Annotated in this window: 12 protein-coding genes; 1 reads left to right on the top strand and 11 read right to left on the bottom strand. The window is 29.4% G+C overall.

Annotated elements, in window-relative coordinates:
- Positions 1-11: 11 nt before the first annotated feature.
- From AC2DZ0_RS03580 to AC2DZ0_RS03555, 6 genes are all read right to left on the bottom strand, one after another.
- Entirely contained in the window at positions 12-587 is a 576-nt protein-coding gene (locus AC2DZ0_RS03580; protein ID WP_484643718.1) for a hypothetical protein, read from the bottom strand.
- A 225-nt stretch (positions 588-812) separates the two neighbouring features.
- Complete coding sequence (locus tag AC2DZ0_RS03575) at positions 813-1,607, bottom strand: cation efflux transmembrane domain-containing protein (RefSeq protein ID WP_484643716.1); 795 nt, start codon at positions 1,605-1,607, stop codon at positions 813-815.
- Positions 1,608-1,618: 11 nt separating this feature from the next.
- On the bottom strand, positions 1,619-1,987 hold the full coding sequence (locus tag AC2DZ0_RS03570; RefSeq protein WP_484643715.1) for a DUF3703 domain-containing protein: 369 nt from the start codon (positions 1,985-1,987) through the stop codon (positions 1,619-1,621).
- Between the two features lie 60 nt (positions 1,988-2,047).
- Positions 2,048-2,503 carry a Fur family transcriptional regulator gene (locus tag AC2DZ0_RS03565; protein WP_484643713.1) on the bottom strand — a complete coding sequence of 152 codons (456 nt, stop codon included), beginning with the start codon at positions 2,501-2,503 and terminating at the stop codon, positions 2,048-2,050.
- Positions 2,504-3,901: 1,398 nt separating this feature from the next.
- The gene (locus AC2DZ0_RS03560) at positions 3,902-4,636 is read right to left on the bottom strand and encodes a hypothetical protein (protein ID WP_484643712.1); all 735 of its coding nucleotides are present in this window, start codon (positions 4,634-4,636) and stop codon (positions 3,902-3,904) included.
- Between the two features lie 828 nt (positions 4,637-5,464).
- Complete coding sequence (locus AC2DZ0_RS03555; RefSeq protein WP_484491671.1) at positions 5,465-6,010, bottom strand: hypothetical protein; 546 nt, start codon at positions 6,008-6,010, stop codon at positions 5,465-5,467.
- Positions 6,011-7,513: 1,503 nt separating this feature from the next.
- On the opposite strand from AC2DZ0_RS03555, the gene AC2DZ0_RS03550 reads away from it, so the two are divergent.
- Positions 7,514-7,726: a hypothetical protein gene (locus AC2DZ0_RS03550; RefSeq protein ID WP_484643711.1), complete on the top strand. Its 213-nt coding sequence runs from the start codon at positions 7,514-7,516 to the stop codon at positions 7,724-7,726.
- A gap of 155 nt (positions 7,727-7,881) precedes the next feature.
- Here the strand turns inward: AC2DZ0_RS03550 and AC2DZ0_RS03545 are convergent, their stop codons facing one another.
- The 5 genes from AC2DZ0_RS03545 to AC2DZ0_RS03525 form a co-directional block, all read right to left on the bottom strand.
- Positions 7,882-8,313, bottom strand: a complete 432-nt coding sequence (locus AC2DZ0_RS03545; RefSeq protein WP_484491701.1) for a hypothetical protein — start codon at positions 8,311-8,313, stop codon at positions 7,882-7,884.
- A 221-nt stretch (positions 8,314-8,534) separates the two neighbouring features.
- Positions 8,535-9,014 (bottom strand): hypothetical protein, encoded by a 480-nt coding sequence (locus AC2DZ0_RS03540; protein WP_484643709.1) that lies wholly within the window; start codon positions 9,012-9,014, stop codon positions 8,535-8,537.
- A 234-nt stretch (positions 9,015-9,248) separates the two neighbouring features.
- A complete protein-coding gene (locus AC2DZ0_RS03535; protein ID WP_484643708.1) occupies positions 9,249-9,794 on the bottom strand; it encodes a hypothetical protein in 546 nt (181 codons plus the stop codon).
- A 169-nt stretch (positions 9,795-9,963) separates the two neighbouring features.
- A complete protein-coding gene (locus AC2DZ0_RS03530; protein WP_484643691.1) occupies positions 9,964-10,704 on the bottom strand; it encodes a 7-cyano-7-deazaguanine synthase in 741 nt (246 codons plus the stop codon).
- A gap of 811 nt (positions 10,705-11,515) precedes the next feature.
- Positions 11,516-12,769 carry a DUF6161 domain-containing protein gene (locus AC2DZ0_RS03525; RefSeq protein ID WP_484643707.1) on the bottom strand — a complete coding sequence of 418 codons (1,254 nt, stop codon included), beginning with the start codon at positions 12,767-12,769 and terminating at the stop codon, positions 11,516-11,518.
- Positions 12,770-12,789: the final 20 nt, after the last annotated feature.

Here is a 12,789-nt window from a genome sequence, read left to right as displayed (position 1 = left end):
ATCTTAGGTCTTTAAATGTCATTTTCTGAATTCACATTTTCTTCATTTAGCATTTTATCAACGAGTTCTCGCCATATTTTATTTTTTTCTTCTACTGGTAATTTTGAATTATAAAATTCATTTTGTTCTATTAACACTTTATTATAAATGTCTTTTCCTATTAAGTTTAATTCTGAAAAGGATGTTTCTTTATTTTCTCTTATTAAATCAATTCTCTTGTTGAATTTTCTGGCATATACTTCGTATAAATCAAATATTATTTTTTGCGATATTAAATCTTTTTCCAAGTTAGAATCTAATGAATCTTTAATCCAAGATTTGTCTTTATCAAAGTATGCTTTTGCATTGGCATTTTTTAATCCTGTAGATTCTAATACAATTGCATGATAAGACCAAACATTACTTGAGTTGTTGCTATTAGGTGTTTTTAAAAAATCTTTAGATTTTATTATTACGTTTGGGTTCCAATAAACGACATGTTCAGATAACAAATACATTTTTATTTTTATACTAAAATACTTGTAGCCAAAAAATAATATTATCACAGATGATAGTGCAATAACTATATACTTAATTTTTTTTTTCATAGTAATTACTTACAACGTTTTTGTATAAGATTAGTGTGGGAGGGTAGACAAACTTTATTTTGTCAGGCGATCCACTGAGCTTATACTTATTTTCTGTTTTTATCTTGTCGACCTAAAAATAGACAAATAAGTTTAAGCGGACTTTACAAATAAACCAAAACTTTGGGTTAAACCATAAAAACCCACATTAATTTTATACGGTGTTGTAAGTAGTGTTTTTTTCGTTCACTTACTTAATTTCAAAATCCGAAATGCTCCTTGAATTACCAACGCAAAAACGATTGTTCCGATAATCAAATCAGGTTTACTCGAACTCAACCAATTTACCAAAATTCCTGCAATTATTACTCCTAAATTTATAATCACGTCATTCGAGGTGAAAATCAAACTCGCTTTCATATGTGCCTCTTCTTTGCTCTTTGACTTTTGCAAAATATAAAGACAAATTCCGTTAGCGATAAGTGCAAAAATCGAAACGATAATCATTGTTGAAAAATCGGGATGTTTCTCGTTTCCGAAAAATCTTCTTAAAACTTCTACAAATCCAATAATCGCAAGTACTATTTGAAAATATCCGGCAAGTTTTGCAATCCGATTTTTCTTGATTAATGTTCCGCCAACCGCAAACAAACTAATTCCATACACAAAACTGTCCGCAAGCATATCCAAACTGTCGGCAACAAGCCCCATTGACTTTGAGATAATTCCTGTCGTCATTTCGATAACGAAAAAAGCAAAATTTATGACAAGTACAGACCAAAGTAGTTTTTTCTGATTTTCGTTTTCTTTAAATTCTGTTTGGTCGGTTTGTTCCGTTGAAATTTTCTTTCCACCTAAATTCAGTTCGAAAACAGACTTTTCTATTTGGTCAATTTCTCCGTTGTGAAAAACGGTCAATATTCGGTTAGGAATATCAAAGTCCAAATTCGCAATGCTTGAAATTCCGTCCAATTTCATTCGAATGAGGTTTTCCTCAGAAGGACAGTCCATTTTAGTTATTTCAAATGTTGTTTTTTTCATAGTTGTTAGAATTAGACTCTAGAGTTTGTAAAAATATCTCGTAATTCCTTTTCTATTGGAAATGATTTTAGAGGAGGAACATTGGCTCCTCCTGGATTACCAATAGGAATTTTCCCAACAAAGGATTTAATACCTCCAAAAATTAGTCTTGGAATCTGACCAAATATTTCTTCTCCGCTTTTGATTTTAAATCCAAATTTTAGCATTTTCCAATGTACTAGCGTATGTGTATACGGATATTTCTGTCCGATTATATGAGCGCGTTCTAAATGATTCCAAGCATTTATTAAATTTCCAGATATACTTTCAGTTCTGTATTTTTCTAATTCTGTATTGAAATAAGGTTTTAATTCTTTTGGTATTGAAGTATAAAGTTTCATAATATCGTTTTAATGATATTACAAATGTAATTATCATATGGTGCAACTCGATTGCAAAGATTATTTGTTACAGTTGTTACACAATCCTTTAACAACCATATTAGCTTGTTGTATTTTGAAGTTTTCGGGAAGTTCGATGTTTTGAAAAGGAACGTCAAAAAGACAAAATGTTTTGTCGCAATTATTACAATAAAAATGGTAGTGTAAGTCTTTTGGGTCACAATTACAGCCTTTGGCACAAACAGCATATTTTATCATACCAGAACCATCTTCTATACTGTGTATAACTTTATTGTCCTCAAATGTTTTTAAAGTTCGAAAAATAGAACTTCTGTCTGTATAAACTAATGCGTTTTCGATGTCTTTTAGTGACTGTGCCTTTTCTTGGTTTAAAAGGTGGCGTAAAACTACAGTTCTTACAGCTGTGTTTTTTACATTTTTTATTTTTAGTATTTCATCAACGGTTTGCATTTCCCTAAAATATAATTTTTTATTCAGATTATGATTTTCAGGCATTACTTACAACGTTTTTGTATAAGGTTAGTGTGGGGTTTTAAAATCCGTGGATTTTCAAACTAACACTGAGCTTAAACTTTTTTTTATTTTTTAATTGAGTTTAAAAATAGGGAATAAGTTTAAGCGGACGTTGTAAATAAAAATAAATTTTCAACTTTTTGAGATTTCCCACATTGCCTTTATGCGGTGTTGGGCATTGCGGGCACACAGCTTAGTTTCGTACTGAGTAAGAATTCTTTCGTGTTTACATAATTTTCGTTTTCATGATATAAAATATTTCCAGATACATATTTTCATTCCGCAAGTAACTAAAAGTCTGAGTATTTTCTTGCGTAAAAATTCTCATTCGTGTTGAGCATTCACACTATTCCATAATTCATGATTTTTTTACAAGAAATGATAATTCGTACTATTTCATAAGGAATATTCTTTTGTAAAAGATTCACAACGTAAGAAACTAAAATCGAGAGAATTTAATAAGTTCACATGATTAAAATTCCTAAATATTTTCAGAGTAAATTTTCGGTACTGGGGAATGCAACTAAAAAACTTCTAATAAACTGTGAGTAGGACTTTTGTATAAAGTCCGCCGTTTTGCCCAACGTTTTTGCATAAGAGCAGTGTGGGGTTTTAAAATTCGTAAATTTTCAACCTAGCACTTAGCTTAAACTTTTTTATTTTTTAATTTGTGATTAAAAATAGAGAATAAGTTTAAGTGAACGTTTTTAAATAATAAATAATTTTCAATTTTTTTCTATTTCCCACATTGGCTTTATGCGGTGTTGTGTTTTGCGGACTCACAGTGAGTTTTCGTCTGAGTGGCAATTCGTTCGTACAAATTTTTCCTGTCGATGCATTGTAGAACTAATTCTCGTTAAAAATATTTCTCGATTTCGCATAAAACTTTAAGTCGCAAGTAAATATTCGGAGTAGGAGAGTCGCACTGTTTTGTAGGATAATTAAAATTATTCAGAATTGAGTAAACATTCGGAGTATAACTTTTTAGAGTTGAGTGATAATTCAGAGTGTTTTTCAAGATCTGAGTGTCGATTCATATTGTGAATTCCGAAAGAAAGTCCAAATGGAATTTGGAATAAAAAATAATATTTCAACCAAAATTTTCCGAACTTGGAAGCGCATTATGAATTCCTGAAATATACTGTGAGTTAGAATTTCAGCGGAAATTCCACCGTGATACACAACGTTTTTGTATAAGATTAGTTTGGGAGTTTGACAATTCGTGAATTGTCTACCGAGCCACAAGCTTATACTTATTTTGTGTTTTTATCTTGTCGACTTAAAAATAGATAAATAAGTTTAAGCGAACTTGGTAAATAAACCAAAACTTTGGGTTAAACCATAAAAACCCACATTAATTTTATACGGTGTTAGCAAAAGTTATTTTTTTGAAATCTCTTTGTTGATAAATTTAGATTGTTTTATTAATTCTTTATAATTTGAATATCTCTCTATGCCAAATAAGTCTTTTTCACTTAACCAGTCTGTTGGAACTTCCAAATTTTTAGTTTTATGAAAGTTTAATAAGTATTCACCACCGTCATACCACATTTCACCCAGTTTGTCTGAGAAGTTTTTTTCATAATATGTAAATTTTTCATATTCCCTATGTTTTAACTCTTCCCTAAGAGGCAGGTATATATCGTTATATGCTTTTCTGTTACTTAAAGATTTTTCTTTGTTTTTGTAATTTAAACTTCGATGTTTCTTTATTTCAGGTGAATATTCATCTTCAAAGGCGATATATTCTTCTACCGCATCCCTCCACTGTTTATGTAGTGTTTTATAATTAGGTGATTGGCGCATAATCCAGAGAAGATTTTTGTCTTTTTGAGTTGCCAAAGAATATCGACTCTTTCCTTGTTTTATATTTTCTAAATAATATTCTAATTTTAAATAACTTAATTGTTTGGCAAGTTTATCTTTCTCGTTATTCAATTCTGAAAGATTCATTGATTTATATTTTGAATATTCTGATTTTTTCTGAGTTTCTACTTTAGAAAATTTCAATTCTGAAGTGGGCAGAGTTTTGTCCTTAGATTCAATTTTTTTTGTTGTTGAGCAACTTACTAAAATACAGATGCTTAATATAATGGTTGGAATTTTTATATTCATGTTATTTTTGCTAACGTTTTTGCATAAGGGCAGTGTGGGGTTTTAAAATCCGTGAATTTTCAACCTAGCACTTAGCTTAAACTTTTTATTTTTTTATTCAGTTTAAAAATAGGGAATAAGTTTAAGCGTATGGTGTAAATAAAAATAAATTTTCAATTTTTTTCTATTTCCCACATTGGCTTTATGCGGTGTTGTGTTTTGCGGACTCACAGTGAGTTTTCGTCTGAGTGGCAATTCCTTCGTACATTTTTTTTCTTTTTATGAATTGTAGAACTAATTCTCGTTAAAAATATTTCTCGATTTCGCATAAAACTTTAAGTCGCAAGTAAATTTTCAGAGTAGGAGAGTCGCTTTGTCTTGTAAAATAATTCAAAGTAAAAGTATTCAGAATTGAGTAAACATTCGGAGTATAACTTTTTAGAGTTGAGTGATAATTCAGAGTATTTCTTTCCAGATTCCAATGTCGATTCATACTGTGAATTCCGAAAGAAAGTCCAAATGGAATTTAGAATAAAAAATAATTTTTCTATCAAAATTTTCCGAATTCGGAAGCGCATAATGATTTTCTGAAATATACTGTGAGTTAGAATTTCAGCGGAAATTCCACCGTGATACACAACGTTTTTGGCTATGATAAGTTGCGGTTGGCATTTTTAAAACGACCCGTTTTGGCGAACCGAACCGACCAGTACTTGAGCCAAAACATTATGAGTGTTTTAAAACTGCATACCTTGAATTTCATAGCTTTTATAAGACGGTAATTTAGAAAAATAATTTTGAATGCGAATAGGAGCAAAGCAATTTATTATAGCCGGTGTTGGGGTATGTTTATTTTATCTCGCGCCCATTCTTAAATTCCGAAATATAAGTAGTGTCTCTTTGTGAAATAAATCCGTTTTCAAAATCATAAGAGTGATATTCCCAAATACCATTTATGTTTTTGTCAGGGTATAAATATGAAATCCGGATACCGTTTTTAAAGTCATGTAATATTTTTCTATTTTGATAATGATGAATTGAACCACTTAATTCTAGATATTGTTTAACTATAATTTCTCCGTTTTCATTTTTATATTCGGATATATCTCGCAAAGCTAAGTCTTTTGCAGAGTTTGATAAATTCCAAATTCCTACCCAAACAAAGGGGAAAGCTGTAATTCCTATAAGACTAAGTAATATAGCTTTTAATTTTTTTTGTTTTATTTTCGATCCAATCAGAATTAATATAAAAAATGTTACTCCGATTAGTATTGAGGCTCCTAAATGAAAAATTCTATATGCTGGCTGAATTCTTACTTCAATGGGGAGTCCATATATTAATCCAAGAAATAATAAGGTTAAGATTAATAGTATGGATGTGATTTTTATATTCATTTTTTCTAATATACCCCAACGGTTTTGTATAAGGGCAGTGTGGGAGTTTTAAAATCCGTGGATTTTCAACCTAGCACTTAGCTTAAACTTTTTTATTTTTTAATTTGTGATTAAAAATAGGGAATAAGTTTAAGCGAACGTTTTTAAATAATAAATAATTTTCAGTTTTTTTCTATTTCCCACATTGGCTTTATGCGGTGTTGTGTTTTACGGACTCACAGTGAGTTTTCGTCTGAGTGGCAATTCTTTCTTACAAGTTTTTCCTGGGGATGCATTGTAGAACTATTCTAATTAAAAATATTTTTTCGTTCCACATAAAATTTTAAGTCGCAAGTAAATTTTCAGAGTAGAAGAGTCGCTTTGTTTTGTGAAATAATTCAAAGTAAAAGTATTCAGAATTGAGTAAACATTCGGTTTATAGCTTTTCAGAGTTGAGTGATAATTCAGAGTGTTTTTCTCCAGATCTGAGTGGCGATTCATATTGTGAATTCCGAAAGAAAGTCCAATTGGAATTTAGAATAAAAAATAATTTTCCAACCAAGATTTTCCGAACTCGGAAGCGCATTATGATTTTCTGAAATATACTGTGAGTTAGAATTTCAGCGGAAATTCCACCGTGATACACAACGTTTTTGCATAAGGGCAGTGTGGGGTTTTAAAATCCGTGGATTTTCAACCTAGCACTTAGCTTAAACTTTTTTATTTTTTAATTCAGTTTAAAAATAAGGAATAAGTTTAAGCGTATGGTGTAAATAAAAATAAATTTTTAACTTTTTGAGATTTCCCACATTGGCTTTATGCGGTGTTGTGTTTTGCGGACTCACAGTGAGTTTTCGTCTGAGTGGCAATTCGTTCGTACAATTTTTTTCCGTGTATTACTTGCATTAGATTCTTATTAAAAATATTTTTATGTTGTGCATAAAACTTTAAGTTCCAAGTAAATTTTCAGAGTAGGAGAGTCGCTTTGTCTTGTAAAATAATTCAAAGTAAAAGTATTCAGAATTGAGTAAACATTCGGAGTATAACTTTTTAGAGTTGAGTGAAAATTCAGAGTATTTCTTTCCAGATTCCAATGTCGATTCATATTGTGAATTCCGAAAGAAAGTCCAAATGGAATTTAGAATAAAAAATAATTTTTCAACCAAAATTTTCCGAACTCGGAAGCGCATAATGATTTTCTGAAATATACTGTGAGTTAGAATTTCAGCGGAAATTCCACCGTGATACACAACGTTTTTGTATAAGATTAGTGTGGGAGGTAGACAAACTTTATTTTGTCAGCCGAGCCACTGAGCTTATACTTATTTTATGTTTTTTTCTTTGTCGACCTAAAAATAGATAAATAAGTTTAAGCGGACTTTATAAATAAACCAAAACTTTAGGAAAACCATAAAAACCCACATTAATTTTATACGGTGTTACCTGCTGTTTTCATTCAGTTTATCAATTTTCTTCGAATAACTATATTTTCCTATTCGTATTCTTATAAGAATTAAAATTATAATGCTTGTAAACCAAGCGGTATTATATACTCCGGATGAAAACTCTTTTATGGGAATATATAGAGGGAAATTAAATCCGACTATTATTAAAATTAAAAATATTCTAAATAGATATTTAATAGTAATTGGTTTTAGTGAAATTTCTTATAATCCGATTATTAGTACAAATAGAAAGAAAGAATTGTATTTAGTTGCAAAACAAATTAATTCATAAAGATCAGGATTGTCTGATTTCAATATATTAATAGACTCAATATGATTTAAATGAGTATTTATTGATAGGCTTAGTTGAATAAGAATTAGAACTATGGAGAAAATAGGAATGGTAATTTTCATGAAGGATTTCCTTGATGTTTCTTTCACAGCTATTTATTTCAATTCGTAATCGATTAATAACTCTCTTAATTTTAAATCTGATTTATACTCGACGACATTTTTGATAATATAATATTCATTATTGTTTTTTATATATCCTCTTTCTAATACTTTTAAATCAATTTTTTTTAGTTCATTCGTGAGTAATTCAATCGTGTTAAAGTTATTTTTTAATAATTCCGTGTTTAGGTTTTTTATACTTTCTTGAGGGAAATCTTTTAACCAAATAATAAGGTCAGAAAGCATTATTTTTAAACTGTTAAATTTTATTTTATCACTCTTTAATTCTAACTTCTTTAGATTTTCAATAGGGTCAGTCCCTGGAGATTCAAACAGTTCTTTAATGAGTTTGTTTTCTGATTTTATAAATTTAATTATAATAGAAACCGTGTCTTTGTAATTATTGTAATTTTTAGAATTAATCATTTTTCATATTGCTGGTAACGTTTTTGTATAAGGTTAGTGTGGGAGGTAGACAAACTTTTTTTTGTCAGCCTAGCCACTGAGCTTATACTTATTTTGTGTTTTTATCTTTTTCGAGCTAAAAATAGAGAAATAAGTTTAAGCGGACTTTATAAATAAACCAAAACTTTGAGCTAAACTATAAAAACCCACATTAATTTTATACGGTGTTGTGCATAGTATTTTTATTCTTTGCATATTATTCCGTCCTGCGAAATTTTTTGTCCGTCGCTAGTTGTCATAACTGCTTCGTAATACATACATTTACCTTCAATTTTTGTTTTAGAAACAACAATTCCATTATTATCATTTACATATTTTGTCATTTCGTCCATTTCTCCTTTAGAAGAGTCGTAAGTTAAACGATAAGTACAATCATCAATCCATTCAATAATTTCATAAGTTGGATTTCCGTTCTCAATTCCATTTTTCCATTCGGTTTGGTTTTTTTCTTTTCGTATTACTAACCATTTATTAATAGTAGAATCTCTTTCTGTATTGAATTTCATTATACTGTCTTTAGTACTTACTGTGTATTTTTTTAATTCCTCACTTGTCGGTATAATAAATTTTCCAGTTTTAAAATCCGCACAAGTCAATTCTTGAGCATTCACTTTAATTCCAATTAATAGTATTGTTAAATATAAAATTGTATATTTTTTCATATCTGATTTAGGTTGATCAATATTATGCACAACGTTTTTGTATAAGATTAGTGTGGGAGGTAGACAAACTTTATTTTGTCAACCTAGCCACTGAGCTTATACTTATTTTGTGTTTTTTTCTTTGTCGACCTAAAAATAGCTAAATAAGTTTAAGCGGACATAATAAACAAACACAAAACTTTGGGTCAAAACTAAAAACCCACATTAATTTTATACGGTGTTGTAACACGTTTTTTATTCAATGAATTGTGCTCTGATACGCTCAATTAATTCGTCTTTATATTGCCAAAGTAATAGATAATTAGGTGATTCAATTCCTCTTAAAATATTAATCTCATTCCGTAAAAAGGTAGTCAATTCAGGAATGCTAACTGAATCTTCGGGGTCAGTTGTATATTTTAAATATGCTGGAATATGAATTGCAAAAACCTGGTCAATAATCAAGTAATTTATATCTCTCACAATTCCAGAAAATAATTCGTTGTCCATAATCAGTCCTTGATTTCGTGAAAGATTTAAACGTGGATTTGCTTTGTTAATTTCAGTTATATAGTGTTCGAGTTGGTCAATCATACTTCTCTTTGCTTGTCTACTATATTGTTTATCCTCAACTTGAACTATTTGAGACTCTAGGTTATCAATTTGTAGGTTAATACTTTCCAATTCTTGAGCAAAACGAACTCTTTCCTCAACATTAGTCCAAATCTCAATTCTTAATTTTAGGTCGTGTGCAATTCTTTTCGCTTCTATAAGTTCTTTTAGCAATTCAATTTCATTCATTTTTAGCAATTTATTTAGTACGGTTAAATGTGTTACAACGTTTTTGTATATGAAAAGTTGCGTTTTTTGAAACGAAATTTTTCATATTATTTTGTTTTTTATCAAAGTACTGAAATTTTCAACAGAGTAGGAGTACAGCAATTTTTTATATACGGTGTTGGCAATAGTATTATTGGTTAGTTTTTGTATTCAAAATGGTTTTAAAGAATTCTATTATTTTTTTTTTCTTATATTTTAATCTTATTTTTTTAGAAAACCTATACTCTAGACCTTCCTCTATCGTATAAAGACAAGGATTGCATTTTCCACAAGGTTTATTTTTTAAGGGGTTATGACAAAACCAAGTTTTATTCATAATGTCAATCAATCCACTATTCTCAGCATTTTTTTTCATTTCTAATTTAGTTATTTTCAGTAGTGGGAAATGGTAGTTTCCGAAAACATTAATTAAGTTAGTTGATGAAATCGAAGTGTTTAATTCAAAATACTCCCCTTTATAAGTATTATTTTTTTTATTAACTCCTCCGTGTTTGTTAATAATTAAGCATGCTTTATCGTCTTCATGAATTGTTAACTCTAAATGATCAATGTTTTTAGAGAATCTAGCGAGCCAATCGTATTGACTTCCAAAAAAATCAGTTTTTAATATATCTTTATATGATTTAGTAATTTCAAAATCCTCTGGAATATCTACAACTTTAGCTGTAATTAGTTCCTTTAATATACAATTTGTTTCTGAGTGTTTTTTTATTATTCTAGTTATTGTATTTATTGCTTGTAGTTCTTGTTTTTCAGAGTTCCGATTGTCTAGAAGATAATATGGTTGAATAATGACTTCTTTTTTAAAAAGTTGTAATATTCTATATGTCGAATCCCATCCTCCTGTCCAAAGTAAATTAATTGTTTTCATTTTTTTTATTATTGCCAACGTTTTTGCATAAGGCCATTGTGGGGTTTTAAAATCCGTGGATTTTCAAACTAACACTGAGCTTAAACTTTTTTTTATTTTTTAATTGAGTTTAAAAATAGGGAATAAGTTTAAGCGTACGTTGTAAATAAAAATAAATTTTCAACTTTTTTCTATTTCCCACATTGCCTTTATGCGGTGTTGGGCATTGCGGGCACACAGCTTAGTTTCGTACTGAGTAAGAATTCTTTCGTGTTTACATAATTTTCGTTTTCATGATAAAAAATATTTCCAGATACATATTTTCATTCCGCAAGTAGCTAAAAGTCTGAGTATTTTCTTGCGTAAAAATTCTCATTCGTGTTGAGCATTCACACTATTCCATAATTCATGATTTTTTTACAAGAAATGATAATTCGTACTATTTCATAAGGAATATTCTTTTGTAAAAGATTCACAACGTAAGAAACTAAAATCGAGAGAATTTAATAAGTTCACATGATTAAAATTCCTAAATATTTTCAGAGTAAATTTTCGGTACTGGGGAATGCAACTAAACAACTTCTAATAAACTGTGAGTAGGACTTTTGTATAAAGTCCGCCGTTTTGCCCAACGTTTTTGTATAAAGTTAGTGTGGGAGTTTGACAATTCGTGAATTGTCAGCCGAGGCACTGAGCTTATACTTATTTTGTGTTTTTATCTTGTCGACCTAAAAATAGATAAATAAGTTTAAGCGGACTTTATAAATAAACCAAAACTTTAGGAAAACCATAAAAACCCACATTAATTTTATACGGTGTTGGCAGTAGGTGTTTACCTTACAAATTTTTCTATAATTGTACTACTCGGCATAGAAGGAGAAGAATCCTCCTTTAGAAGACCAGTATCAGCTCGACTGAATAATGACTGCAAAATCATTTGTCTATCACTTTCCGTTACATTACTGTCTTTTTTCAAAGCAAGGTAAACGTACGTCAACTGTTCTCTCTCTTCAGAATCTCTTGATAAATGAAAAGAACTGAATGTTAGCTTAGCAAATATTTTAATTCCAAAAGCCATTATTGATAAAAATGAAATGTAAATAATAGTCCATTTGATAGCACTAACATTACCTTTAAATATTTTAAGGAAAATCCCATCAGGAACTTGCCAAAGCAGAATAAATAATGAACCTGCTGTAATTAATATCAACGCTATCAATACTTCTAGAAATTTATTACCTTCTTTTTTTAACTTAATTGATCGCTCATTCCAGTATTTTGCTGGGGCTTCTAATTTTAATTTTTCAGAATAGAGTTTCTCATTGTTTTCAATACTTGTATTTGAATTTTCATAGAACTTATCAAATTTTTTAGATTTTTCTTCAAACCATTTTTCAAAATTATCGTCTTTTAATTCTTTGAGTTTATCTATTTCTTCAGTTTGCGTCTTTAATTTATTTTCAGAATCCTCTAATATTGAATTAAGACTGATTTCTGAGTCAGCTGTATATTTATCGAATGAATTCTTGATTAAACTAATACTACTACGTTCTGTACTTCTTCTTTTAGTTAGTTTATTTGTGTCTTGAAACTTAAACTCATATGCTCTTAGATATCCCGTAAATGGATTTATTTGGTTTGCATTTATTGCTTGCCCTGTTAAATAGGCATACGCTCCATCGGTCCAATTTTCATTTTCGAGATGTAACTCCTTTAAAAATATACTCTCAGGACAAGTACTAGTAAATAAAAACTTACCACTATATTTAGGTGATTGAATGTCCGTTATAAGAGTTTGTAGCTTATACTTGATATTATGTTCAGTATGATTGTTATTAACTAAATCTAATAAACTTGATTTGAGTCTTTTGTAATATTCCTTCGATACAGTTAAATTCTTTGGCAGTAATTCTCCGTTTTTATTCCAGTTGTCAACTTCTCTAGAAATGAAATTAAAAACAGCCTTCAAACCCTTTATTTCGTTTTTGTAAGAAATGTGTTGATAATTTATTTCAAATATAACTTCATTAAATAAATCTTTGAACTCTGATTCATCTACTTTTTTTCGAAATTCTTTTGCTGTCATATTTTTGTTTTTAAACTTAC

The organism is Flavicella sp. IMCC45668 (genome assembly GCF_057219105.1).
This window is presented reverse-complemented; position numbering and strand designations above follow the sequence as displayed.